This window comes from Chishuiella changwenlii (genome assembly GCF_900142565.1).
GTDB classification, from domain to species: domain Bacteria; phylum Bacteroidota; class Bacteroidia; order Flavobacteriales; family Weeksellaceae; genus Empedobacter; species Empedobacter changwenlii.
Map to the genome: position 1 here is coordinate 96,082 of NZ_FRBH01000002.1, position 26,103 is coordinate 122,184.

Annotated in this window: 30 protein-coding genes; 18 read left to right on the forward strand and 12 right to left on the reverse strand. The window is 30.5% G+C overall.

Translation table 11 applies throughout. The annotated features are described in order from the left end of the window. Window positions 1-4 precede the first annotated feature (4 nt). The 11 genes from rplB to rpsN are packed head-to-tail and all read left to right on the forward strand — an operon-like array spanning window position 5 to window position 4,747. Window positions 5-829 (forward strand): 50S ribosomal protein L2, encoded by an 825-nt coding sequence (gene rplB, locus BUA86_RS02090; RefSeq protein ID WP_072929403.1) that lies wholly within the window; start codon window positions 5-7, stop codon window positions 827-829. 3 nt (window positions 830-832) lie between these two features. Then, window positions 833-1,111, forward strand: a complete 279-nt coding sequence (gene rpsS / locus BUA86_RS02095) for a 30S ribosomal protein S19 (protein WP_019974202.1) — start codon at window positions 833-835, stop codon at window positions 1,109-1,111. Between the two features lie 9 nt (window positions 1,112-1,120). Next, a complete protein-coding gene (rplV, locus tag BUA86_RS02100) occupies window positions 1,121-1,537 on the forward strand; it encodes a 50S ribosomal protein L22 (RefSeq protein ID WP_072929405.1) in 417 nt (138 codons plus the stop codon). A 4-nt stretch (window positions 1,538-1,541) separates the two neighbouring features. Beyond that, on the forward strand, window positions 1,542-2,264 hold the full coding sequence (rpsC, locus tag BUA86_RS02105) for a 30S ribosomal protein S3 (RefSeq protein ID WP_019974200.1): 723 nt from the start codon (window positions 1,542-1,544) through the stop codon (window positions 2,262-2,264). A 34-nt stretch (window positions 2,265-2,298) separates the two neighbouring features. Further along, window positions 2,299-2,718 carry a 50S ribosomal protein L16 gene (gene rplP, locus BUA86_RS02110; protein ID WP_072929407.1) on the forward strand — a complete coding sequence of 140 codons (420 nt, stop codon included), beginning with the start codon at window positions 2,299-2,301 and terminating at the stop codon, window positions 2,716-2,718. 25 nt (window positions 2,719-2,743) lie between these two features. Continuing rightward, the gene (rpmC, locus tag BUA86_RS02115; protein WP_072929409.1) at window positions 2,744-2,932 is read left to right on the forward strand and encodes a 50S ribosomal protein L29; all 189 of its coding nucleotides are present in this window, start codon (window positions 2,744-2,746) and stop codon (window positions 2,930-2,932) included. Window positions 2,933-2,948: 16 nt separating this feature from the next. Then, window positions 2,949-3,203: a 30S ribosomal protein S17 gene (rpsQ, locus tag BUA86_RS02120; protein ID WP_072929411.1), complete on the forward strand. Its 255-nt coding sequence runs from the start codon at window positions 2,949-2,951 to the stop codon at window positions 3,201-3,203. Window positions 3,204-3,212: 9 nt separating this feature from the next. Beyond that, a complete protein-coding gene (gene rplN / locus BUA86_RS02125; protein WP_019974196.1) occupies window positions 3,213-3,581 on the forward strand; it encodes a 50S ribosomal protein L14 in 369 nt (122 codons plus the stop codon). 9 nt (window positions 3,582-3,590) lie between these two features. Then, window positions 3,591-3,905, forward strand: a complete 315-nt coding sequence (gene rplX / locus BUA86_RS02130) for a 50S ribosomal protein L24 (RefSeq protein ID WP_072929413.1) — start codon at window positions 3,591-3,593, stop codon at window positions 3,903-3,905. A gap of 2 nt (window positions 3,906-3,907) precedes the next feature. Next, a complete protein-coding gene (rplE, locus tag BUA86_RS02135; protein ID WP_072929416.1) occupies window positions 3,908-4,471 on the forward strand; it encodes a 50S ribosomal protein L5 in 564 nt (187 codons plus the stop codon). Between the two features lie 6 nt (window positions 4,472-4,477). Beyond that, a complete protein-coding gene (gene rpsN, locus BUA86_RS02140) occupies window positions 4,478-4,747 on the forward strand; it encodes a 30S ribosomal protein S14 (protein WP_072929418.1) in 270 nt (89 codons plus the stop codon). 53 nt (window positions 4,748-4,800) lie between these two features. Here the strand turns inward: rpsN and BUA86_RS02145 are convergent, their stop codons facing one another. From BUA86_RS02145 to BUA86_RS02190, 10 genes are all read right to left on the reverse strand, one after another. Continuing rightward, window positions 4,801-6,822, reverse strand: coding sequence for a DUF3857 domain-containing protein (locus BUA86_RS02145; RefSeq protein WP_072929420.1), 2,022 nt, complete (start codon window positions 6,820-6,822; stop codon window positions 4,801-4,803). A 95-nt stretch (window positions 6,823-6,917) separates the two neighbouring features. Continuing rightward, on the reverse strand, window positions 6,918-9,608 hold the full coding sequence (locus BUA86_RS02150; protein ID WP_072929422.1) for a TonB-dependent receptor: 2,691 nt from the start codon (window positions 9,606-9,608) through the stop codon (window positions 6,918-6,920). 96 nt (window positions 9,609-9,704) lie between these two features. Beyond that, window positions 9,705-10,481 (reverse strand): GLPGLI family protein, encoded by a 777-nt coding sequence (locus BUA86_RS02155; RefSeq protein ID WP_072929424.1) that lies wholly within the window; start codon window positions 10,479-10,481, stop codon window positions 9,705-9,707. A 114-nt stretch (window positions 10,482-10,595) separates the two neighbouring features. Then, window positions 10,596-11,198, reverse strand: coding sequence for a bifunctional nicotinamidase/pyrazinamidase (gene pncA, locus BUA86_RS02160; protein WP_072929426.1), 603 nt, complete (start codon window positions 11,196-11,198; stop codon window positions 10,596-10,598). A 71-nt stretch (window positions 11,199-11,269) separates the two neighbouring features. Then, window positions 11,270-12,049, reverse strand: a complete 780-nt coding sequence (locus BUA86_RS02165; RefSeq protein WP_072929428.1) for a GLPGLI family protein — start codon at window positions 12,047-12,049, stop codon at window positions 11,270-11,272. A 109-nt stretch (window positions 12,050-12,158) separates the two neighbouring features. Beyond that, window positions 12,159-13,151, reverse strand: coding sequence for a glycosyltransferase family 2 protein (locus tag BUA86_RS02170; RefSeq protein ID WP_072929430.1), 993 nt, complete (start codon window positions 13,149-13,151; stop codon window positions 12,159-12,161). Between the two features lie 52 nt (window positions 13,152-13,203). Next, window positions 13,204-14,079, reverse strand: coding sequence for a lysophospholipid acyltransferase family protein (locus BUA86_RS02175; RefSeq protein WP_308419280.1), 876 nt, complete (start codon window positions 14,077-14,079; stop codon window positions 13,204-13,206). Between the two features lie 18 nt (window positions 14,080-14,097). Then, the gene (locus BUA86_RS02180) at window positions 14,098-14,775 is read right to left on the reverse strand and encodes an RluA family pseudouridine synthase (protein ID WP_072929434.1); all 678 of its coding nucleotides are present in this window, start codon (window positions 14,773-14,775) and stop codon (window positions 14,098-14,100) included. Between the two features lie 72 nt (window positions 14,776-14,847). Further along, a complete protein-coding gene (gene panB, locus BUA86_RS02185) occupies window positions 14,848-15,663 on the reverse strand; it encodes a 3-methyl-2-oxobutanoate hydroxymethyltransferase (RefSeq protein WP_072929435.1) in 816 nt (271 codons plus the stop codon). A gap of 126 nt (window positions 15,664-15,789) precedes the next feature. Beyond that, a complete protein-coding gene (locus BUA86_RS02190; protein ID WP_229731906.1) occupies window positions 15,790-17,163 on the reverse strand; it encodes a phosphatase PAP2 family protein in 1,374 nt (457 codons plus the stop codon). A 265-nt stretch (window positions 17,164-17,428) separates the two neighbouring features. On the opposite strand from BUA86_RS02190, the gene sucC reads away from it, so the two are divergent. Further along, on the forward strand, window positions 17,429-18,622 hold the full coding sequence (gene sucC, locus BUA86_RS02195) for an ADP-forming succinate--CoA ligase subunit beta (protein ID WP_072929437.1): 1,194 nt from the start codon (window positions 17,429-17,431) through the stop codon (window positions 18,620-18,622). 254 nt (window positions 18,623-18,876) lie between these two features. On the opposite strand, the gene BUA86_RS02200 is transcribed toward sucC, so the two are convergent. Both BUA86_RS02200 and BUA86_RS02205 read right to left on the reverse strand, forming a co-directional pair. Continuing rightward, window positions 18,877-19,257, reverse strand: a complete 381-nt coding sequence (locus BUA86_RS02200) for a PUR family DNA/RNA-binding protein (protein ID WP_072929439.1) — start codon at window positions 19,255-19,257, stop codon at window positions 18,877-18,879. Between the two features lie 116 nt (window positions 19,258-19,373). After that, window positions 19,374-21,131 carry an ABC transporter ATP-binding protein gene (locus tag BUA86_RS02205; protein WP_072929442.1) on the reverse strand — a complete coding sequence of 586 codons (1,758 nt, stop codon included), beginning with the start codon at window positions 21,129-21,131 and terminating at the stop codon, window positions 19,374-19,376. 65 nt (window positions 21,132-21,196) lie between these two features. Here BUA86_RS02205 and nusB point away from each other — a divergent pair, with 65 nt between their 5' ends. The 6 genes from nusB to BUA86_RS02235 all read left to right on the forward strand — a co-directional run bounded on the left by nusB (window position 21,197) and on the right by BUA86_RS02235 (window position 26,065). Then, window positions 21,197-22,144: a transcription antitermination factor NusB gene (gene nusB, locus BUA86_RS02210; RefSeq protein ID WP_072929444.1), complete on the forward strand. Its 948-nt coding sequence runs from the start codon at window positions 21,197-21,199 to the stop codon at window positions 22,142-22,144. 46 nt (window positions 22,145-22,190) lie between these two features. Further along, window positions 22,191-22,682 carry a DUF1573 domain-containing protein gene (locus tag BUA86_RS02215; protein ID WP_072929827.1) on the forward strand — a complete coding sequence of 164 codons (492 nt, stop codon included), beginning with the start codon at window positions 22,191-22,193 and terminating at the stop codon, window positions 22,680-22,682. Between the two features lie 22 nt (window positions 22,683-22,704). After that, window positions 22,705-23,061, forward strand: coding sequence for a preprotein translocase subunit YajC (yajC, locus tag BUA86_RS02220; RefSeq protein WP_072929446.1), 357 nt, complete (start codon window positions 22,705-22,707; stop codon window positions 23,059-23,061). A gap of 69 nt (window positions 23,062-23,130) precedes the next feature. Next, window positions 23,131-23,739, forward strand: coding sequence for a dephospho-CoA kinase (gene coaE, locus BUA86_RS02225; protein ID WP_083580272.1), 609 nt, complete (start codon window positions 23,131-23,133; stop codon window positions 23,737-23,739). A gap of 75 nt (window positions 23,740-23,814) precedes the next feature. Next, entirely contained in the window at window positions 23,815-25,365 is a 1,551-nt protein-coding gene (locus BUA86_RS02230; protein WP_072929448.1) for a sensor histidine kinase, read from the forward strand. A gap of 4 nt (window positions 25,366-25,369) precedes the next feature. Further along, window positions 25,370-26,065 carry a response regulator transcription factor gene (locus BUA86_RS02235; RefSeq protein ID WP_072929450.1) on the forward strand — a complete coding sequence of 232 codons (696 nt, stop codon included), beginning with the start codon at window positions 25,370-25,372 and terminating at the stop codon, window positions 26,063-26,065. Window positions 26,066-26,103: the final 38 nt, after the last annotated feature.

The window sequence follows — 26,103 nt, forward strand, 5'->3', positions numbered from 1 at the left end:
AAAAATGTCAGTAAGAAAATTAAAACCTATCACCCCGGGACAACGTTTTAGAGTGGTTAATGAATTTGCGGCAGTAGACAAAGGTGCTAAGCCAGAAAAGACATTACTAGAAGGAAAATCTAAATCGGGTGGACGTAACAACACTGGTAAAATGACAATGCGTTATATCGGTGGTGGACACAAACAAAAGTATCGTATTATCGACTTCAAACGTGATAAAGAAGGTGCTGCAACTGTAGAATCTATTCAATATGATCCAAACAGAACTGCATTCATCGCTTTATTATCTTATGAAGATGGTGACAAACGTTACATTATTGCTCAAAATGGTTTAAAAGCTGGACAAGTAATTGTTTCAGGAGAAAACGTTGAACCAGAAGTAGGTAATGCTATGAAGCTTAAAAACATGCCATTAGGTACAGTAATCTCTTGTATTGAGTTACGTCCAGGGCAAGGAGCAGTTATGGCAAGAAGTGCAGGTACTTATGCTCAATTAGTAGCACGTGATGGTAAATATGCTATCGTTAAGTTACCAAGTGGTGAATCAAGAATGATTTTAGTGGAGTGTAAAGCAACAGTAGGTGTTGTGTCTAACACAGATCATCAGTTAGAAGTTTCAGGTAAAGCTGGTCGTTCTAGATGGCAAGGTCGTCGTCCAAGAACTCGTCCAATGGTTATGAACCCTGTAGATCACCCAATGGGTGGTGGTGAAGGTCGTGCGACAGGAGGTATTCCTCGTTCTCGTAACGGTATTCCATCTAAAGGTTACAAAACTCGTGACAAGAAAAAAGCGTCTAACAAATATATTGTTGAAAGAAGAAAAAAATAATTTATGGCACGTTCATTAAAAAAAGGACCATTCATCCACTATAAATTAGAAAAGAAAGTTCTTGCTAACGTTGAATCTGGAAGCAAAAACGTGATCAAAACTTGGTCAAGAGCATCAATGATTTCTCCTGATTTCGTTGGTCAAACTATCGCAGTACACAATGGAAAACAATTTATTCCTGTTTATGTTACTGAGAATATGGTAGGTCATAAATTAGGTGAGTTCGCTCCAACACGTACTTTTAGAGGTCATGCCGGAGCTAAAAACAAAGGAAAAAAATAGTAGAAGGCCATGGGATCTAGAAAAAGATTAAGTAACGAAAGAATCAAAGAAGCTAACAAGCAGGTAGCTTTTGCGAAATTAAATAATGTTCCTACTTCTCCTCGTAAAATGAGATTAGTAGTTGATATTATCCGTGGAGTTGAAATTCAGAAAGCTTTAGGTATTTTAAAATATACTAAAAATCATCCATCAATTCGTTTAGAAAAATTGTTATTAAGCGCTATCGCTAACTGGCAAATGAAAAACGAAGGAGCAGATGTTGAAGAAGCTGGATTATATGTAAAAGAAATATCTGTTGATAGTGCGCGTCAATTAAAAAGAATTCGTACTGCACCTCAAGGTAGAGCACATAGAATCAGAAAACGTTCAAACCATGTAACTTTGGTTTTAGGAACTAAAGAAGATAAACAAAAAGTACAAGATTAAGAATATGGGACAAAAAACTAATCCAATCGGAAATCGTTTAGGAATCATCAGAGGATGGGATTCTAACTGGTACGGTGGAAATGATTACGGTGATAAAATTGCTGAAGATGCGAAAATTCGTACTTACTTAAGAGCTCGTTTATCTAAAGCCGGTGTTTCTCGTATTTACATTGATCGTACTTTAAAATTAGTTACAGTTACAGTAACTACTGCTCGTCCAGGTATCATTATTGGTAAAGGTGGACAAGAAGTTGACAAATTAAAAGAAGAGTTAAAGAAAATCACTGGTAAAGAGGTTCAAATTAACATCTTTGAAATTAAGAGACCGGAATTAGATGCAATCTTAGTAGGTGATAGTATCGCTCGTCAAATTGAGAATCGTATTTCTTACCGTCGTGCAATCAAAATGGCTATTCAATCAGCAATGAGAATGAACGCTGAAGGAATTAAAGTTCAAATTTCTGGTCGTTTAAACGGTGCAGAGATGGCACGTTCTGAAACTTATAAAGATGGACGTATTCCTTTGTCTACATTCCGTGCAGACATTGATTACCACATTTCAGAAGCTCATACAACTTATGGTCGTTTAGGGATCAAAGTATGGATCATGAAAGGTGAGGTATATGGTAAGAGAGAATTATCTCCTTTAGTTGGATTACAGAAGAAACAAAAGAAATCTGACAACAATAGAAAGGGAGGTGAAAGATCTAATAATAGAAAGCGATAATTAGTTAACAACTAACATAAAGAATTAAGTAGATATGTTATCACCGAGAAGAGTAAAATTTAGAAAAACCCAAAAAGGTAAGATGAAAGGTGTTTCTCACAGAGGAACTCAATTAGCTTACGGGACTTTCGGGATCAAATCTTTAGACGAAGCGTTTATTACAGCTCGTCAAATCGAGGCAGCTCGTATTGCTGCAACTCGTTGTATGAAGAGAGAAGGTCAATTATGGATTAAAATATTTCCAGATAAACCAATTACTAAGAAACCAGCAGAGGTACGTATGGGTAAAGGTAAGGGTGCACCAGAATATTGGGTTGCTCCTGTACAACCAGGTCGTATCTTATTCGAAGTAGGAGGTGTGCCATTAGAGGTTGCAACTGAAGCATTGCGTTTAGCAGCTCAGAAATTACCTGTTAAGACTAAGTTTATCGTTGCACGTGATTTCCAAAATTAATTATTTTCAAAAAAATTAAGAAAAAATGAAAGCAACAGATATTAGAAATCTAAGTGTAGAGGAGTTACAAGCTAAAATAGCTGAAGAAAAAGCGAACTATGATCAATTAAAATTGACTAACGCTGTTTCTCCTGTAGCAAATCCAATCAGTATCAAACAATTACGCAGAACAATTGCTCGTTTGAATACTGTATTAAACGAAAAACAATCATAACAGTAATCTGTAACTGATGGAAAGAAAATTAAGAAAAGAAAGAATTGGTTTAGTTACATCAAACAAAATGGAAAAAACCATTGTTGTATCTGAAACTAAGAAGCAAAAGCACCCATTTTATGGGAAATTCGTTACTAAAACGAAGAAGTATACAGCGCACGACGAAAGTAATGAGTGTAACGAAGGTGACACTGTGCGTATCATGGAAACTCGTCCTTTGTCTAAAAGCAAAAGATGGAGATTAGTAGAAATCATAGAAAGAGCTAAATAATATTAAGTTATGTTACAACAAGAATCTAGATTAAAAGTTGCAGATAACACAGGAGCTCGTGAAGCATTAGTAATCCGCGTTTTAGGTGGAACTAAAAGAAGATACGCATCAGTAGGTGACAAAATCGTAGTTGCGATTAAAGAAGCTACTCCTTCAGGAAACGTTAAAAAAGGTGCTGTATCAAAAGCTGTTGTAGTTAGAACTAAAAAAGAAGTTCGCAGAAAAGACGGTTCATATATCCGTTTCGACGATAATGCATGTGTATTATTGAACACTCAAGGAGAAATGCGTGGTACTCGTGTATTCGGTCCAGTTGCTCGTGAGTTACGTGATAAAGAATATATGAAAATTGTATCATTAGCCCCAGAGGTATTATAATATAACAACATGGCAAAGTTAAAAATTAAAAAAGGAGACAAAGTAGTCGTATTATCAGGTTCTGCTAAAGGACAAACTGGTACTGTATTACGCGTATTCCCTGACAAAGCTAAAGCTATCGTTGAAGGGGTTAATATCGCAAAAAAACGTATAAAGCCAAGCGCACAAAATCCACAAGGTGGAGTTGTAGAGAAAGAAGCTCAAATCTATTTATGTAAATTGGCTTTAGTAGATCCAGAAACTGGGAAAGCAACGAAAGTAGCTATCAAAGAAGAAGGAGGTAAAAAAGTAAGAATTGCTAAAAAATCAGGTAAAGCTATTTAAGAATGAGTACAACTACATACACACCTCGTCCGCAGGTTAAATATAAAGAAGAGATTGTAGCTGCTCTTAAAGAAGAGTTCGCTTACAAATCTATTATGCAAGTTCCTAAATTAGAGAAAATCGTTTTATCTCAAGGTTTAGGTGCTGCTACAGCTGATAAAAAAATCGTTGATTACGCTATCGAAGAGTTAGAGTTAATCACAGGTCAAAAAGCAGTTGCTACTATTTCTAAGAAAGATGAAGCAGCTTTCAAATTACGTAAAGGAATGCCAATTGGTGCTAAAGTAACTTTACGTGGTGAGAAAATGTACGAGTTCTTAGATCGTTTAGTATCTTCTGCATTACCACGTGTACGTGACTTTAACGGAATTTCTTCTACAGGTTTCGACGGTAGAGGTAACTATAACTTAGGTGTTAAAGAACAAATTATCTTCCCAGAAATTAATATTGATAAAATCAAGAAAATTCAAGGTTTAGATATTACATTTGTAACATCTGCGAATACTGATAAAGAAGCGAAAGCTTTATTATCTAAATTTGGATTACCATTTACTAAAGAAAACTAAGAAGTCATGGCTAAAGAATCAATGAAAGCGCGTGAGCGCAAAAGAGAAGCATTAGTTGCTAAGTATGCTGCGAAAAGAACTGCTTTATTAGAAGCTGGTGATTACGATGCATTACAAAAATTACCTAAAAACGCTTCTCCTGTACGTTTACACAACCGTTGTAAATTAACAGGTCGTCCAAGAGGATACATGAGAACTTTCGGGATCTCTCGTGTAACTTTCCGTGAAATGGCGAACGAAGGGTTAATCCCAGGTGTTAAAAAAGCATCTTGGTAATATACCAAAGCTTATAAATATAAAAGCCCAACTCTTAGAGTTGGGCTTTTTTGTTATTTAAATATTTTCTTCATTTTAAACTTCATCCAATTACCTATACCTGCTTCTATAATGTCAACTCCTAAGCCGAAATTGCTATCTGCAATGATATAATGATTGTTTCGGAATCTTTCAAACTCATCTAATTTTATTTCATGATTAGTTGTGGGATTATATTCTATATAAACACTTCCTCCATTGTTTTGAATTTTCTTTCTACTTGTGTAAGAAAAATAATCGTCATTTATAGTTGATTCTTGAACGGTGTATTTTTCATTTACATCGATTTTTTGATCGGTATATAAATTGATTTCATATTTTTCGCTATCAAAATTATGCCAGAAGCTAGCATCTTTATGAATGTAGTCGCGTACATTAGTTTTGGTAATATTACGATCAAAATACATCAAGAACCTTTCATTTGTATTACGATCAGTAAAATATGGGTTTTCGATTCTAGCCTTATATTTTATCTTTAATTCGTTTCGTTTCTTGTCATCAGAAACGATCTCAATTACAGCATCTTTAAAAATTTCTCTTAAATCCATTTCCGGACGATCTGCATTATAGTTTAAAGAGTAATAAAAGAAACTATTCCAACTGTCTACAATTTCTCGTTTATTGGTATTCTTAAAATAACGACGCATGTTATTTGCTCTATTGTAACGATAAATAGATTCAGCTTCTAAATCGCCATAATTTCCATTGATATTGATTGTCACTTTCTCATCAATACAAAATCTTGGGAATTTATGAGATGGACGTATTTGTAAAGTTTGATTTGGTTTAATTTCTAAATAGTGACAGAAATAAATGAAACTTCTGTTTTCTAACCAACCAAATTCTCCTCTCATTGTTGGATCTACATAATATGTTTCACCTTGATGTTCTACTTTTACTATTACATGGTTAAAAGCAAGCAAAGAAGGTAAATAATATTTTAAATAGAAATCTGTATTATAATTTAATAGAATGATTGAAGAATTAAGACCTAAATAATCAAAAACTACTTTAAGTAAGATACATTTCGCTTTACAGTCTCCTTGTTTATTATTAAATGTTATTTCAGCTTCCTGAGGTTTATGACCACTCATTTCATCTGCATTGTAGATATAATAAATATGGTTCTGAACGTATTCGATTGCATACTCTATTTTATCTTCAATATTATCAAACTCATTTAATTTTTCAACTAACGTCGGAGCAAATTCTTCTAGATTTGCTTTGTTAATTGTTTCTTCATAATATGGGTAAATGAAATTGGATAATTTTTCCCATTCACTTTTTGTGGCAAAATCTACATACGGGAAGATTTCACGATTGGGATCAGTAGGATTTAAATAATTATTTAGTTCTTGAATATAAGATGTTCCTAGAGGTATAATACCTGTCTCAGTTTCGATTAAATGTCCGTTTTCGTCTCGGAAGAAATTCTTTCTATATTCAAATTCGTCATCACGATTATTAATTAATTCGAATTCATATTTACCGTAAGCCCAATAAGAATCTGGACTAACCCATATATAACGGCTATACTCTTTACGAACAAAGTCTTTTTCTGTAAACGTTTTTTCGCGAGCATCTTCTAAAATCAATATGTCATAAAGACGTAAATCTTTAATCGAAATATTTACTTTCTTACTTTTACTAATTACACCAGATGCACTATCATTTTCGTTATCTAAAACCTTTATGGTAATATCTTGTAACTTGTCTATTAACTGACCATCTCGAATAACACTAATTCTATGAATTAGAAAGGTTTCATTTTCTTCGATAATAATATCGTAAGTTGAAGCTTTTTCTAAGTTTGCAGGATCTGTCAGTGTATAAGCCATGTTAATATACTCTGTGTGCTGTTCCTTTGTAACGTAGAATTTTTTATTCAGGAAATAACAATAATCTCTTCCTTCGTCTAAAATATTCTTAGAGAATTCGGTTTCTTTAGTTAGTTCAATAATTTGTTGATCAGATAAACTTTTAGCCCATTCTTCGGGTTTTCTAATCACATACAATTCATCTTGCTGGTTTGTCATTTATATTGTTTTTTACTACTCTAAATTACAAAAATAAAAACGCACTCTTTAGGTAGAGTGCGTTTTTAACAATTTTTGTGTTATAAAATCATATTTTAAAACTTATATCTTAAGTTGACAATAAAATATCGTCCAAGTACATTTCTTGTAGAAGTAGATATAAAGTTATTATCAAAACCATTAGTTACTATGGCATTATTTCCTAAAAGGTTTCCTCCAATAACGCTTAAGTACGTTTTCTTGGCAATATTGTAACGTACAGAAGCATTCCATTCTTTTGCATCGTTCAATTTTTCACCATTACGATATTGCAAACGATAAGAAAAATCTGATTGGATTAATAATTTATCTGTAACCGACCATGCAGCTTCAGTATATGGACGCCACGTTTCAAATTTTTGTTTAAACAAAGATTCGAAATTGCTTAAGCTTAAATTTAATCCAGCTTTTAATTCAAATTTTTTATTGAATGTGAAAGCATTCTCTAAATTATAAGTTTGTGTAAATGAAGTATTATTAATTACAGTTTCTGTATTATCATTTCTACGACCAGTATATGTATAATAATCTGAAAAATTAATGTTAGCAGTTCCTCTAACATTGTACCACTTAACAAATCTTTTCGAAATCATAAATCTTCCTGAATAACTTTCATTATCAAAGTCAGAATTAAGAAGTGTATTAACCTGTGTTAAACTTTCCTGATTTAATACTGTTGATGTAACAAAACTTTTCTCTCTCTTCGTATAAGTTAAACCAGCATTCATGAAAAAGAATTTAAATGAATTGTAATGCCCAAAGTTTAATGATGCTGTATGAGTTAAAGCTTGTCTTAAATTTTGGTTACCTTGAAAAACTGTAAAGTAACTTTGTAAAACATACGAATCTGTTAAATCTTTTGCATGTGGCAATTCATAAGCTTGCTGATAATTAGCTGTAAGATTAGTTGCATTACTAAATTTATAATTTAATCTGGCATGTGGTAAAACTTTCGTTTCGTTAAAACTTACAGATGCATTGTTTGCGTAATCAACCTTTTCGTTAAAAAATGAAACTCCGGCACCTAAATCTGCCTGTAGATTACCTATTTTCTTAGTTAATGTTACATCTCCAAAAGTTTCGTTATAATTTAAATTTGTATCTGCAACAGCATTATTTGCTGTGATTAATTGTTGAAAGTCATATAACTTATTAGAAAAATCTTGTATACTAAAATTTGTTCCAGCTTTAAATTTTAAGTTAGCAGTGTTTGTTACTAAATAATTAAAGACAGTATAAGCCTGAAATGTATTAACTACATAATTTTGGTTTTGATTTAAGTTGTATCTATTTTCTGCATCTGTAGAAAGATTTCCAAAAACACTAAATGGTTGTGTTGTAGAAAACATTTGATAATCTGGAGTTTCTTTCTGATATTGATGACGTAAATAAAAACCAATATTATGGTCACGACCTACTTTACTAACATAAGATATGGTTTGTAATAAGGAATAGTTTTTACGGTCTGTGTAATTATTTCTATACCCTATTTTTTGATCATCGTAATAATTATCTACTGATTGCTCATCTTCATTACCAACATAGTTGAAATTTAAACGGTACTTAATTTGTGCTTTATCGTTTGGATTATAATCTAAACGTAAGCGAGACATTCCCATTAAAGTATTGTTTTTATTTCTTTGCTCATCTATTGTTGTATATGGATCTTCTACAGTATTGTAGAATCTTTCTACTTTAGAATTATATCTGATATTGTTTGTATTAATTAAACCAAAACCAGTTATTTTTAATCTCTTACTAGACTCTATTCCGAAATGAGCTGCACCATTATACGTATTCATATCAGGAGCATTAGACTCTGTAGGCATTCCTAAACTATTATTTCCTTGACGGATAGATAAGACACTACCTTCTGACATAAATTCTGAATAACCACCCATAAAGCTTACATAGTCATCTTGATCAAATACTTGTTTTCCGTAAGTATTGAAATCATTAATTAATGTAGCGTCTGTTTTTTCTGAAAAGTAAAATATTTTGGCTTGTGCGTCTGTATGTTTATCTGCATCACCACCTAATGTAACATTACCAAAAACAAGACTTTTCATATCATCTTTTAACTCGATGTTTAATGAAAATTGTTCGTCATCTTCTTGTAATGATGAAGCAAAAGGGTTTGATTTAAATTTTGTATTTAACTGGATTTTAGAAACAGCATCTGATGGTAGATTTTTATTTAATAATTTTTCATTACCACCTAATACTTCTCGTCCACCAACTGTCACTTGCGACATAGGTTTACCTTTATAGAAAACTTTACCGTTCTGAACTTCAATACCTGGTAATTTTTTTAAGACATCTTCTAAAACCTCTTCATTACCAACTTTAAAAGAATCTGCATCAAACTCAATTGTATCTCCTTTTACTTTGATTGCTTGTTGAGCTTTTACGATTGTTTCTTGTAAAGAAATTTCTTGCCCTTTTTTTAATTTTATACTCTTGTTAATATTACTAGCTAAATCAACATTCTCAATATAAGTTTCAAAACCAGGTTGTTCTATTTCTATGTCATATTTCTGTCCACAAGGTAGTTTAAATTCAAACTCTCCTACGTTACTTGTAAATACGAAACCTTTACCTTCGTTTTTACTATCGAAAATAGAAACTGATGCATCTGTAACGGGAATTCCATTCTCGTCAGCAATTGTTCCTTTCAATTTACATTCTTGCGAAAAGGCAAGTTGAATGCCTCCAATAAATAATAATGGATAGAGTATTTTTTTCATATAGATAGATGATATAATAATTATTTGGTATAGAGATTTGGGAGAGGAAATCAGTTGAAACTAAAGTTTCAACTGATTTTTATAATATGAATAGTGTTATTTTGTATCAACACCACTATTTGACATTTCTTGGAATTTTTTCTGCATGTCAGTTACAACTTTCATAAATTCTTCAGTTGTTACAACCTGTCCTTTTGTTGGTAAAGTGATTTTTAAATCTTTGTCAGAAATTTTTAAATCCTTTAATGTAACAATTGTATGTGCATTGTTGAAATCAAATTCTGCTTTTACAATAAATCCTGGTAAACCTGCAAAACCAACAGGTCCATCTTTTACAGCAATAGCCGGAGCAAACCAAGCAGTAACAGGAATAGAATCCATCATTACGCCTTCTGCTTTAGTTGCCTGATAACCTGCAATTTCTGTTTTTTCACGAGAAATTTTCCATTTGTAATCTGGAATTTTATCTTTTATTAAGAAAGCTTTACCCATCATATCTACTTCTTTGTAAGACATAGCTGGTGTAGCAGAGAAATCTTTATAAGTAGGTTTATTATCAAAAGTTGCCATTTGTTGAGCAATCATTCCACCTTGAGATTGAGCATTACCTACTTTTTCTTCTAAAGTATAAGTAGACATCTTTCCATTATTTTTAAAAAAATAATTCATGAAAATTCCTGCATCTAACTCAGCTTTCAACATAGGGCCAACTTGTGCTCTATATTGTTGTGGAACTTGTGCCATCACTTTATCATAATCCATTTTTATTTCTGCAACATAAGTTGCTTCAATGTTTTGTACTTTTTTATCTTGTGCAAATGAAAATGTTGCTGTAAGTATTCCTAAAGTAAAAGTTAATATTGTTTTTCTCATGTTATTGTATTTTCTTAGTTAGTCTACTTATATAGAATATTGTTACAAAATTTTAAAAAAATGTCATTTAAAACATTAATTATAAATGACATTTATATTTTTATCAGTAATGCATTACAATAAATAAGTAGAAACACTTCCTCCTTTTTTAGTGAAATCTTGTTTCAGTTCTTCAAAATATTCTGGATTAATAGCTTTCGTAGAACCCTCTAAAATAGATGTTGTATAACCCAATTCTAACGCATCTTTTGCTGTGTAGTACACACAATAGTCAGCTGCCAGTCCACATACAAAAACGCTAGTTACATTAAGATTTTTTAGAAAACCATCTAAACCTGTTGGGTTTTTCTTATTAACATCAAAAAAAGCACTGTAAGAATCTACCTCAGGATTCATTCCTTTACGAAAAATTGCACGAATTTTATTTTGATTCAAATCTTTATGTAGTTCAGCACCTTTAGAACCTTGTACACAATGGTCTGGCCATAAAACTTGACGAGTTCCATTAAGATCTATAACTTCAAATGGTTCTTTACCAGCATGCATGCTTGCAAAACTTTTATGTTGAGAAGGATGCCAATCTTGTGTTGCAACAATGATATCATATTTTTCTTGAAGTTGATTGATGCGTTGAATTATTTTATCACCTTCGTTAACTGCTAATGCTCCCCCAGGTAAAAAATCGTTTTGTAAATCAACAATTATTAAAGCTCTCATAAAATTTGTTTTTTGATATATTTCTTACTTAAATGTAAGCTTTTTGATTATTAAAAAATGATAATTTTATCCTAATCTTTTCTATCAACACCTTCTGAACGCATTTTTTTGAACTTTTCATTCTGAGCATCCATTACTTTTTTGAATTCGTCATTGGTAACGATATTCTTTTCTTTAGGCTTATCTATTTTTTTTAGATCAGGAACTTCTTTTACTTCAATAACTCTAATAACTGTTTTAGCATTCATTTTGTCTTTGCTGTCTTGAGATTCAGTTTCTAAAATTAATCCAGGTAAACCATCATATTTTCCAGGTCCATTCTTAACAGCTAATGATGGAGCATACCAAGCAACTATAGTCGTACTGTCAACTGTTGCAGTTGCTTTTTTAACATCAAAACCAAGAATTTTTTTAGTTTCTCGAGATAATTTCCAATCATAATTTTTTAATTGATCTTTTATTGTAAATGCTTTATCAAAGCTAGAAACATTTGTAATGTATTGTTTGGTTTCAATATTCTTATATAGTCCTTCTCCAGCACCACTTGTACTAAAAGAGATAGAAAATCCACCTGTAGATTGATTATTACTTATTTTTTCTTCTTTTTTGTAATATGATTCATTATCAAAAATTGTTAACAAATAATCTTTAGGTTCAGTCATGCTTTTATAAACTTGATCTTCAAACCCACTTGGAAGTTTTGAAGAAGTTGAAGATTCAAATTTCATCGATTTTTTAAAATCATCTTTATCTACAATCATTAGCTCCTGATATTTTACCTCTAATTTTTGAGCAAATATTGAAGATGTAAACAATGTTGTACATGCAATAAGTTTGTAAAGTAGTCTCATATCAATTGTTTTGTTGAACAATATTATGAAAAAAAACAAAACAAATCTACAATTGTAGAATTTAAAATTTTGTTAAAATAATAGTAATAATTTATCTAAGGCTAGATAATTATTTTAAATCTTTAAAATATTGACGTTTTTTTAAAAAGAATTGTACAGGTAATAAAGAGGTGTTAGAATAATTTTTGTTTTGATTTGTTTGACGCTTTTTATACATTTTTATAAAACCTAAATAAAAATGAACATGTGAAATAAAAACAGACCAAACATGTGGAAGACCCTGTTTTGGTAGAAATGCAATTGCAGCAATTCCATCTAAAGATAATCGAGTGAAAATAACTGGAAATAATTTTTCTTTAGGTAGATTTTTTAAAAGCATCCACAAACTATTTCTATAATTTAAATACCATTTTTTTGGATTTGATTTATCTAAAGTTGCTCCTCCTAAATGATAAACTGTAGATTGTCCGCAATAATAAATTTTTCTATTTGCATTGTTTAATCGCCAACATAAATCAATTTCTTCCATGTGTGCAAAAAAATCTTCATCAAAACCATTTTGCGCAAAGAAATCTTTGCTTCTGATAAATAAACTTGCACCACTTGCCCAGAATATTTGGGTTGTATCGTTGTATTGTCCTTTATCTTCTTCTAAGGTAGAGAAAACTCTTCCTCTACAAAATGGATAACCAAATTTGTCTATAAAACCGCCTCCAGCTCCTGCATATTCAAAATATTTTTTGTTTTTGTAGTCTAATATTTTGGGTTGAATAGCAGCTATTTCTGCATTTTGATTAAACAACTCTTCAATTGGTTGAAGCCAATTTTCTGTTACTTCAACATCAGAATTTAATAAACAAAAATACTCAGCATTAATTTGTTTTAAACCTTCATTATAACCTTTAGCAAAACCATAATTTCCTTTATTCTGAATGATTTTTACAGAAGGAAATTCAGTTTTTATTAAATGGATTGAATTATCTGTTGAAGCGTTATCAATAATATAAACTTCTGCATCTTTAGAATAATTGATAACAGAAGGCAAAAATTGAGGAAGTAATTTTGCTCCATTCCAGTTTAAAATAACGATAGCTGTTTTCATGTATTTAATTTTGCAGCGATTAATAAAGAATAGTTAGATAAGAGTTGATAATTTACATGTTGGCAAATTTCCAACGTTTGTGACTCCAAAGCCAATTATCAGGATGCTCTTGTATAGTTTGAGCTAAAAGACTAAAAAATTGATGAACAATTTCGTTTTCCTCAAATTTTTCTCCTTTAGGTTCAATTTCTATAAAAGTTGTGTGATAATATCCACGTTTTATTTTTTCTGTTTTACAATAAACGACACCTAAATTTTGGCGTTGAGCAATTTTATCAAACCCGTTAAATGCAGGAGTTCTTTGATTTAGAAAATCAATAAAGTAATGAACTGCTGATTTTTTTGGACTTTGATCTGCAACAAAAAGATAAGTAGAATTTCCATCGTTAGGAGTTTTCATCATGGTACGTAAAACATCTTTCATATCGATAGCTTCTGTACCATATTTCCCTCTCATTTTATTTATTTTATCGTTCCAAAAAGGATTTCCAATTTTATGATAAACAGCAACAGTATTTTTAGCAGGTAAATGTTTTGCTGTACCAACAAACCATTCCCAATTAAACATATGTCCAGCCATCATAATAACATTACGATTTTCAGCTTTAATTTTATGAAAAACTTCTAAATTAGAATACGTAAATCTTTTATCTAACTCTTCTTGAGATATAGAAAAAGTCTTTAAAGTTTCAATAAGATAATCACAAAAATTTGCATAGAATTTTTTCTGAATAGCTTTAATTTCTTTTGCAGATTTTTCTGGGAAAGAATTTTCTAAATTAGTTTTAATAACTCTTCTTCTGTAACCAATAACTGTGTGTAAGAGAAAAAATAAAAAATCTGACAACACGTATAAAATCGATAATGGTAACCGAGAAAATTGATAAATGATGAAATAGAAAATACTGTTCATTTGTATGAATAAAATAAGATACGAATTTACAAATTATAATTTTGTTGTTGCTTGCCAAATAGGATCCTTTGGAACAGGTGCAAATATTGTCATTTCTTCTTTTTTAACAGGATGTTCAAATGTTATTTTGTAAGCATGTAAACAAATACTTCCATCTGGATTAGAACGTTTCGCTCCATATTTTAAATCTCCTTTTATTGGACAACCAATGTAAGAAAGTTGAGATCTAATTTGATGAGAGCGTCCAGTGAATAGTTTAACTTCTACGCAATGAAAAGAATCTAAAGCACCTAAATAAGTATACTCTAAAATTGCTTGTTTAGCATCTGCAGCAGGTTTAGTATAAACAGTTGTTTTATTATTTTTAGGATTTTTTCTTAAATAATGTTCTAAACGCTCAAAATTATGAGGAGGTTTATTTTGTACAATTGCACGGTAAACTTTATCAATATTTCTTTTCTGAAACATCTCGTTCATTCGTGTCAATGCCTTTGAAGTTTTTGCGAAAATAAGAATTCCAGAAGTAGGTCTATCTAAACGATGCACTAAACCTAAAAAAACATTTCCAGGTTTATTGTCACGTTTCTTTATATAGTCCTTTAGACTATCGATAAGTGGAACGTCTCCTGTTTCATCTCCTTGCGCTAGTTCTCCTGCTTTTTTATTAATAATTAGGAGGTGATTATCTTCGAATAAAATTTCGGGATTCATTTATACGTGTTGTATTTTAAGTAATAAGTTTTAAAAAAGATATTTTTCAAAACTTATTACTTTTACTATATCTTAATATTGTTCGTTAATATTTGGAAAATCAGATGATTTTACATCTTCTACATATTGCTCAATTGCTTGAACCATTTGATCTTCTAAATTTAAATACTTGCGAACAAATTTAGGTTTAAATTCGTTGTTTAACCCTAACATATCATGAATAACTAAAACTTGTCCGTCACAACCATTTCCAGCTCCAATACCAATTGTAGGAATAGAAACAGCTTCTGTAACTTTTTTAGCTAATTCTGCAGGAATTTTCTCCATAACAACAGAAAAACAACCTAATTCCTCTAACAATTTTGCATCTTCTAATAATTTATTTGCTTCTGCATCTTCTTTTGCACGCACTTTATAAGAACCAAATTGATAGATAGATTGTGGTGTTAAACCTAAGTGTCCCATAACAGGAATACCAGCATTTACAATGCGACGAATAGATTCTTCAATCTCTTTTCCTCCTTCTAATTTTATAGCATGAGCACCAGATTCTTTCATAATTCTTACCGCAGATTCTAATGCTTTTTGCGGATCAGACTGGTACGTACCGAAAGGTAAATCAACGACAACAAGTGAACGTTTTGCACCACGAACAACACATTGTGCATGATAAATCATCTGATCTAAAGTAATAGGTAAAGTCGTTTCGTGACCAGCCATTACATTTGCTGCAGAATCTCCAACTAAAATGGCGTCTAAATTAGCTTTATCAGCTAACAAAGACATTGTATAATCGTAAGCTGTAAGCATAGAGATTTTTTCTCCATCAACTTTCATTTTACGTAAAGTTTCGGTTGTGATTCTTTTTATTTCTTTATTTACAGACATTGTATGATAATTGTTTGGCGTAAAGTTAAATTTAAATTTTTAAAAAAACTCTAAGAACGTATTGCTTATTCTGTCATGTCTGTATTTAATTAATAATTGTTTGCTTATTATATTAGGAATGATTAATTAGAAAAATGCAGTAACTCTTAGACCTAATGTTACGAATTTTATTTTTTCTCGGTCAGTAATATTTTCTATATCATCTTCATCTTCAATTAAATTATTTATAGCTTCATATTTTATCTTCGTATTTATTTGACTGTATTCGGAGAAGAATGTGAGACCTAATTCAGGATTAAACTTATAAGTTATTGCTGCGCCAAAATTTCTTCTAAAAGATGTAGTAGGAGTGTAAGATACAATTTCTAGCTCCTTATTGGGAGTATCAATAAGATCTCCTTCAATAATAACTTTTCCAGATGCAGGATTAGAAATTCCTGCTGTAGCTTTAAGAGAAACTTCCCAGTTTTCTGAGAATGAATGAGAAAAATATGGACCTACTGATAAATTTAAAAATCCTAAAGATTCATAATTAACATCTACAGTTTTTAATTCTTCATGATCCTCTACATCTAATTTTACAGATTGGATAGGAAAACTTGTAAAACCAAATTCTGCACCTAAACCAAATTTCTTAGAGAAGAAATAGGCTCCTTCTAGTCCCATTTCAAATCCCATGTCTTTTCTATCATCTATAAAATTATTAATAGGAAAAGTAGGACCTACTTTTAATGCTAAAAAAGAAGGATTATCATTTCCTTCTATTTTTGATAATAATCCAAGATTATCTCCCTTATTCTTATAAAGCTTATCTATAAAGAAATAACCTAATTCAGTAGATAATATTCCAATTCCAGCACCAGCCAATACATCAGAAACCCAATGCCTGTTATTTAAATTTCTACCAAGACCTGTTAATGTAGCCGCACTATATCCTCCAATACTATAAGCTGTGTTTACAACGCCATATTCTTTATGTAAAAAAGAAGCATTCGTAAAAGCCATTGCTGTATGTCCAGAAGGAAAAGAATTGTTAGCAGATTCGTCTGGTCGTTGTACTTTAGTTGTTCTTTTCAACGTATTTACAACAATTCCCATTATAGCTAAACTACTAAGATGTGATAAAGTAGCTCTTTTTATATTATTTCTACCTTTTACACCCGCTATTTGTAATCCATAAACAACTGCTGCTGGAGCATATTGTAGATAATCATCATAGCTTGCTTTAAAAGTAGGTATATATCTATTTCTTACATCTCTAATATTTTCTCTGTCATTCCAAGTAGCAGCAGTTGCTCCAAATAATACTGCTGGTACAATGGATTTTTTTAAGAAGCTATTGTTATGAGAATCATAAGCTGAGGATAAAGGTGGTATTTCTGTTTTTATATTTTTTGTTGTGTCTGAAATAGAATAATTAAAAGTTGAAGGTGTATTTTTTTGTGCATAACAAAAATTTGCACATACCGAAATGGTCATGATAAAAGCTAAGTTTTTCATATTATGTATTAAGTTGGTTTGGTTAGGTTTATATTCTTAAAAAAAAATATGAAATAAATTTACAAAAAAAACAATAATATTAAAAAGATAATTTTTTAAGTGTATCGAATTTGTTTTGAGTTAATAAATCGTTATTAATTATTTATTAGAATACTAAATAAGCATTTACGAATATTTTTTTTCTGTTACATGATAAAATTCTTGGCTAAAAATTTAGAATACATCAACAATATTTCTATTTTTGTAATGGAAAAAATCAAAAAAAATGAATCTTCACGAATATCAAGGAAAAGAAATTCTTAGTAAATATGGTGTAAACGTACAACGAGGAATTGTTGCTACAACACCAGAGGAAGCTGTTGAAGCTGCTAAAACATTAACAGAGCAAACTGGAACAGGATGGCATGTTATTAAAGCTCAAGTACACGCAGGTGGTCGTGGAAAAGGAGGTGGAGTAAAGCTTGCTAAGAACTTAGATGAGGTTAGAGAAAGAGCAAACGATATTATCGGTATGCAATTAGTTACTCCTCAAACTTCAGCAGAAGGTAAGAAAGTTCACCAAGTATTTATTGCTGAGGATGTTTATTATCCAGGGGAATCTGAAACTGAAGAGTACTATGTTTCTGTATTATTAGATCGTGCTACTGGAAAGAATATGATTATGTATTCTACAGAAGGAGGAATGGATATTGAAGAAGTTGCTGAGCATACTCCAGATAAAATTTTTACTGAAGAAATTGACCCAACTGTTGGAATTCAAGGTTTCCAAGCTCGTAAAGTTGCATTTAATTTAGGTTTATCAGGAAACGCTTTTAAAGAAGGTGTAAAATTTATTACAGCTTTATATAATGCTTATGTTTCTATTGATGCTTCTATGTTTGAGATCAATCCAGTTCTTAAAACATCAGATAACAAAATTATAGCTGTTGATGCTAAAGTAACATTAGATGACAATGCATTATTCCGTCATCCAGATATTGCTGCATTACGCGATACAAGAGAAGAAGACCCTACAGAAGTTGAAGCTGGTGAAGCTGGATTAAACTTCGTAAAATTAGACGGAAACGTTGGATGTATGGTTAATGGAGCTGGTTTAGCAATGGCTACTATGGATATTATTAAGTTATCAGGAGGTAATCCTGCAAACTTCTTAGATGTTGGTGGTACTGCAGATGCTGAGCGTGTAGAAAAAGCTTTCCGTATTATCTTATTAGACGAAAATGTAAAAGCTATTTTAGTTAATATCTTTGGAGGAATCGTTCGTTGTGATCGTGTTGCTCAAGGTATTTTAGATGCTTACAAAAATATGGGAGATGCAATTAATGTTCCTATTATTGTTCGTTTACAAGGTACAAATGCAGAAATTGCAAAACAAATGATTGATGATTCTGGACTAGAAGTTCATTCAGCAATTACTTTACAAAATGCTGCAGATAAAGTAAAAGAATTATTAAACTAAGATTAGTTTAATCAAAATATTTAAAACTCCCAAATTTACTTTTGGGAGTTTTTTTTATTGAATTTGTTTAAACTTTTTTTATAATCAAAATGTTTCGACGAGCTCAATATGACAGATTGTAATAAAAAGAAGATTATAATTGAAAATTATAGAATATGGTAATTAGTTTAAACAACTTCTATATAGATTTTTAACATAAAAAAATCTCTCAATAAAATATTGAGAGATGTAAGTCTTATTTTTTTATCAGATAACTATATATCGTCAAAATCTACATTTGTAAAAGAAGAAACTTCAACTTCTTCGTTTACTGTGTTTTTATTTTTTGGATCAAAATCTTTTTGATGTTTCTCAGAAATTACCTCTTCACCCTTTTGCGAAAAAACAAAATCTGTTGTTTCATCCAACATTTCTTTAAAACTTTCAAAATCTTCTTTATATAAATAGATTTTATGTTTTTTATAATACACAGCACCATCATCCTGTGTATTCTTTTTACTTTCTGTAATAGTTAAGTAATAATCTCCTGCGCGAGTTTCTCTAACATCAAAAAAATATGTTCTTCGCCCTGCTCTTAGAACTTTCGAAAAGACTCCCTCTGCATCAACCTTTTCTTGGTTTTCAAATTTATTCATAAGTCTGTATAAGGTTATATTGTTAAATATTTCCTAACAAAACTATAAAAATTTAACAAACGAGCAAGTTTTTTAGATGATTTTTATAAAAAAATGAGAAATAATAAATATCAAGGCTAATCTAGCAATTGTTTATTGTACAATTCGTAATAATAACCACGTTTATTTATCAAATTTTCGTTAGAATCATTTTCTATTACTTTTCCGTCTTTCAATATTAAAATCTGATCTGCTCTTTTTGCAGAAGAAACACGATGTGTAATTATAATAGTTGTTTTACCATCAATTTCAGATGAAAGATTATTTAAAATTTGCTCTTCTGTCTCTGTATCAACAGCAGATAAACTATCATCGAAAATTAAAATATTAGGATCGTTTACCAATGCACGAGCAATAGAAACACGTTGTTTTTGACCACCAGAAAGTGTTACTCCTCGTTCTCCGACAACAGTATCATATCTTTCCTTAAAATTATCAATATTGTTATGTACAACAGCTTTTCTAGCAAATTCTTCGGCAATCATTTCTTCAGAAGCGTCAGACCCAAATAATATATTATTGGTTAAAGAATCTGAGAATAAAAATGCTTCTTGTGGAACATACCCAATAACATCCCTTACAGCTTGAATACTTAAGTCATTAATATTTTTTCCATCTATCAGAATTTCTCCAGAAGTTGGTTCTAATGAACGTGTAACTAAAAGTGCAATTGTTGATTTTCCGGAACCTGTTTTTCCTAAAATAGCTAATGTTTCACCTTTATTAATCTTGAATGAGACATTATCTAAAGCTTTTATTCCAGTATTATCGTATACATAAGAAACATTTCTAAATTCTATGCTTCCATTTATTTGTTGATACTCAAATTCCTTTTCTTGTATATCAGATTCAGCATTCAAGAATTCGTTAATACGGAACATAGATGCTTCAGCACGTTGAACAACCATTGTAATCCATCCAAGAGATGTAAAAGGCCAAATTAGCATATTTAAATAAAGGAAAAACTGAGCAATAGATCCAATGTCCATTGTTCCCTCTATATATTTTAAACCACCTAGATATAAGATCATTAAATTACTTATACCTACAACGACAACCATTAATGGACCAAAAGCGGCTTGTATTTGCGCTAAATTAAGAGCTCTGGTTTGGTATTCATCTGCTTCTACTTGATATTTAGATTTGATGAAGCCTTCCGAATTAAATGATTTTATTACTCTAATTCCAGAAAAAGTATCTTGTACAGAAGATGAAATTGTTGATTGCTGTTCTTGTACACGTTTACTTTTTTTGTTGATATTTTTAGCAACGTTATAAATTAATACGGATAGAATAGGTAAAGGAGCTAATGTATAAAGCGTTAATTCTTTATCAATTTGCAACATAAAGTAAGCGATGATTATTACACGAGATAATAAATCTATCGGATACATAATACCAGGACCTAAATACATACGTACTAAACCAACGTCTTCGGTAATACGGTTCATTAAATCTCCCGTCTTATGCTTTTTATAAAATGATAGAGATAGCTTTTGGTATTTATCATAGATTACATTTTTTAAATCAAATTCAATGTAACGTGACGCAACAATAATCATTTGTCTTGTACCAACAGTTAAAATACCTCCTAAAACTTTAAAGCCAAAGAAAGCCAAACTAGCATACATTAAACCTTGTTTTAATAAATCTATATTATCGTTACCATTTTGTTTAAAATTACGGAGTAATTCTTCTACAGCGTTAATAGCTTCTCTAATATACGTAACGGAAAAAACTTGCACCCAATTGGCACAAATTGTAAAAATGAAGCCTAGTAAAATTCTCCATTTATACTTCCACAGAAAAATATTTAGTTTTTGTAATGATTTCACAAAGCAAAATTACATTCTTTTTTTTACCTTTGCACTAATTTATTAGACGTTATATCATTGAAATTATGTTGGGAAGAAGACAACTCCGCGAAAAAGTAATGCAGAATATCTATGCTTACAATTGTTTAGGGACAAATGGCGAAGAAAGAATGGTCGAAAAAAATATGCTGAAAAGCATTGACCAAATCTACGATTTGTACATTTATTTCTTGAATTTAATTAAAATTCAAAAAGAAATTGCTGAGCACAAAATAGAATTAGCAAAATCTAAAAACTTTCCGACAAAAGAAGATTTAAATCCAAATTTAAAATTTGTGAACAATAAAGTTTTCACAATTTTAGAACAAAATCTTGAGTTAAGCAGATATTCTAATGATAACAAAAGCTTACTTTGGGATATTTACGATTCTTACCCAAATAATATTTACAAAAATTTAATAGAAAGTGATCTTTATAAAGATTACATGAAAAATGATAAAAATTCTTTTGCAGAAGATTTAGAATTTATCATGAATTTATATGTAGAGTTTATTGCTGAATATGAAGATTTACACGATTATTTAGAAGGTATACAAATCACTTGGGCAGATGATGTACATATTGCTAATGCAATGGTGTATACGACTTTAAAATCTTTTAGAGAAAATAGTTCTCCATTAATTTCTTTATTTAAAGTATACAAAGATTTAGATGATAAAAAGTTTACAGAAGAGTTATTCCGTAAAACAGTACGTCATCAGTCAGAAACAAGAAAAATAGTTGAAGAGAAAGCTCAAAACTGGGAATTAGATCGTATTGCAACAATAGATTTAATAATTTTAGAAATGGCTTTAACTGAATTTTTACATTTTCCAAACATTCCAGCAAAGGTTACAATTAATGAATATGTAGAGTTAGCAAAAAATTATTCTACAGAAAAATCTCGTGTATTTGTTAACGGAATCTTAGATAAATCTTTAAAAGAGTTAAAAGACAATGATAATTTACCAAAATACGGTAGAGGATTATTATAATAATAAAAATTTCTTAAATTTGGCTAAGACTAATAAATTAAAAAAAATGAAAAATAAAATATTTATTTTAGGTGCATTTGCATTATCATTTGTTGCAACTTCTTGTGGAGAGAAAAAAGCAAGTGAAAGTTTTACAGCCGAAGAAACTGCTCAACAAGCAGAAAACATCGTAGATCCTGCAACAGCTCCAATTTTAACATTGGCTGAAGCAAGTCATGATTTTGGTGATGTACAGGCAAATAATAAAGTAGAAACATATGTGAAGTTTAAAAATGATGGAAAATCTCCATTAGTAATTCGCGATGCTTCTGCAACTTGTGGTTGTACAGTTCCAGAATTTCCTACAAACCCAATTCCAGTTGGAGGTACAGATTCTATCAAAGTTCAGTATACTGCTGGTAACATGAATGGTAAACAACAAAAAACGGTAACATTAGTAACTAACACTGTTAATGGACACGAAAAGTTTGATATTACTGCAAATGTTACAGGAGCTGCTGCTAGTAACCAAACGGCACAAGAAGCTTTTGGTAAATAAATTTAACAATTAATATAATAAAATGATTCAAACAATCTTTTTACAAGCTGGTGCTCAAGGAGGAGGAATGTCAATGTTATTGATGTTTGGAGGAATGTTCGTAATTATGTATTTTTTCATGATTCGTCCTCAACAAAAAAAAGCTAAGCAAGAAAAACAATTTCAAGCAGATATCAAACGTGGAGATCAAGTTGTAACAACTTCTGGTATTCATGGAAAAATAAACGAAGTTTATGATGATGCAATTCTTATTGAAACTGGAGCTGGAAAAATTAAATTTGAAAAAGCTTCTATTTCTAGAGAGTTAACAGCTGCTCGTTATGGAAAATCTACAGAAAAAGCTGAAAAAAGCACTAAAGCTGTAGAAGAAAAAAATTAAAATAAGGTTAACATATATTTAACTCATTGCCGAAGAATTTATTCTTCGGCATTTTTTTAACTTCAAACCGTGAAAAACAAGCAAACTTTTATAGTAGGAATAACAGGAGGTATTGGTTCTGGAAAATCAACTGCAGCTCATTTTTTTGAAGAATTGGGAATTCCTGTTTACAATTCTGATACACGAGCAAAAGTTATTCAGAATGAAGATGAAACTGTAAAATCAAAAGTAATTCAGGTTTTTGGAGATGAAGCCTACACGAAAGAAGGTTTGAATAGAGCTTTTATAGCAAAACAAATTTTTAATAATAAGGAAAAGCTAAATGCTCTGAATAAAATTGTTCATCCTGCTGTTTTTTTGGATTTCGAAAATTGGAAAAAAGAACAGAATAGTAAAATTTTAATCAAAGAAGCTGCAATTTTAATTGAAAGCGGGAGTTATAAAGATTGTGATGCAGTTGTAAGCGTTGTTGTTGATTTAGATAAAAGAATTGAGCGAACAATTGCACGAGACCAATCTACTAAAGAAGAGGTCTTGAAAAGAATTAATAATCAGATTTCTGATGAAGAAAGAATAGCTAAATCAGATTTTATTATTGATAATAATGCAGATTTAAAGCATCTGAAAAATGAAGTAGAGAAAACATATTTTCAACTTAAAGAAAAGTTTTCTTTATAAATAAAGCTTAAAATTCAGGAAATAATTGTATATTATTTCTTTAAATAAAGGAAAAAACTAATTAGTATAAATTAGATGAAAAAAGGATTTTATAAAATCTTAATAGGAATAATGAGCGTTGCGCTTATTGGATTAATTATAATTCAGTTTTATTGGCTAAATCTGACAATTAAAACAGGTACCGAAAGTTTTAATAACAACGTGTACCAAGCAATGAATTATACAACAGAGAAGATAAATAAATCTGAATTAGAAAAATATTATAAGAAATTTAATAATATTCAGGCTGATTTAAAGTCTAATAAAGATAAACCTCAAGTTGTAACGAATCAAGTTATCAAAGACTCTTTAGGAGTTACATATGCCTATGTTACCAGATATGTAGTAGAGAAATCTATGTTACCTTCTGGTCAGTATAATGATAGTTTAACAAAGGCTAATATTTATTCGCAAGAACAAGTTTACAAAATAAAAAAAGATCCTAATTCTGACGGAATTCCTAATCTTAATTTCAACTGGGAACATTCATTACAAGACGGAACTTTTACATTAGAAAGTGCTGCACGTTGGGATGCAGGAACGACACCTATAGATAAAAGAATTTCGTATAAAATGTTAGATTCTATCTTGAAAACAGAATTACGAAATAGAGGAATAAATCAAGCATTACCAATTTTAGCTGTTCTAAAAAAGGATTCTACAGAAACATCCATAAAATCAGAAAATTTTGATTCTACGAAAATTGAATTTATGGTTCCTTTATTTTTAGATAGAAAAGATAGAATTGAATATTATTTAGCAGCCAATTTTGAGAATAGAAAATTAGCAATTCTTGCACCAACTGTACCCATCATATCATTGACTTTTATTTTAACAATGATAATTATTACAGTTTTCTCATTGTCAATTTATTATATGCAACTTCAACGAAAAAGTTCGGAAGTAAAAACAGACTTTATTAATAACATGACACACGAGTTTAAAACTCCTATTGCCACAATTAATATTGCGTCTGATGCGCTTAGAAATGAAAAGGTATTTACAGATCCAGATAAGGTTAAATATTACGCAGATTTAATTAAACAGGAGAACAAACGAATGAATGCCCATGTAGAAATGGTCTTAAGAATGTCAAAATTAGACATGAACCAAATGGACATGAATTTGCAAGAAGTTAACCTGAATGGAGTAGTACAAAAGAGCGTTGAACCAATTAGGTTCATTGTTGAAGAAAGAAATGGTACAATATTTGAACAATATAATGCAGAACATTCTTTTGTGAAAGGCGATCCTTTTCATTTAGAGAATATCGTGATAAACGTTTTGGATAATGCTCGTAAATATTCGCCTAATGCGCCAGAAATTACGGTAAAAACATATAACAAAGACCAAAACTTTATGATAGAGATTTCAGATAAAGGAATGGGAATGTCACAGAATGTTATTAAAAAAATATTTGAACAATTTTATAGAGAAGAAACAGGAAATATACACAATGTAAAAGGTCATGGACTTGGCTTAGCTTATGTTAAAAAAATTGTACAGTTACACAACGGACAAGTTTGGGCAGAAAGCTCTCCAGGAAAAGGAAGTACTTTTTATATTAAAATTCCTCTAAAATCATAAATCCATGAGCGATAAACAAAGACTACTTTTAGTAGAAGATGATCCAAGTTTTGGTAGTGTATTAAAAGACTATTTAGTTATAAATGATTTTGACGTAACTCACGCCATTGATGGTGAGGACGGACTTACAAAATTTAAAGAAAGCGATTATGATTTGTGTATCTTAGATGTAATGATGCCTAAAAAGGATGGATTTACTTTAGGAAAGGAAATCAAAGAACTAAAAGGAGAACAACCTATAATATTCTTAACTGCAAAAAATATGCGTGAAGATGTATTAAATGGGTATAAAATCGGGGCAGATGATTATGTGCTAAAACCGTTTGATTCGGAAGTTTTGTTGTATAAAATAAAAGCTGTTTTACAACGCAATTCTGGAGAAGATGAAAAGTTTGAGCAAGACGATTTCAAAATTGGTAAATTTAATTTCAATGCTAAATTGAGACAATTAATTTACGATGGTAAATCGCAGAAATTATCTCCAAAAGAAAACGAATTATTACGTTTATTAGCTGTTTATAAAAATGATTTAATGCCAAGAGAAATTGCTTTAACACGCATTTGGCACGATGATAATTATTTTACATCTAGATCTATGGACGTGTATATTGCAAAATTACGTAAGTATCTAAAACAAGATGCAGCAGTAGAAATTGTTAATATTCACGGAGAAGGATTTAGATTATTAGTACAAGAATAAAATATTTCTAAATATAGAAAAGCACTTCATATGAAGTG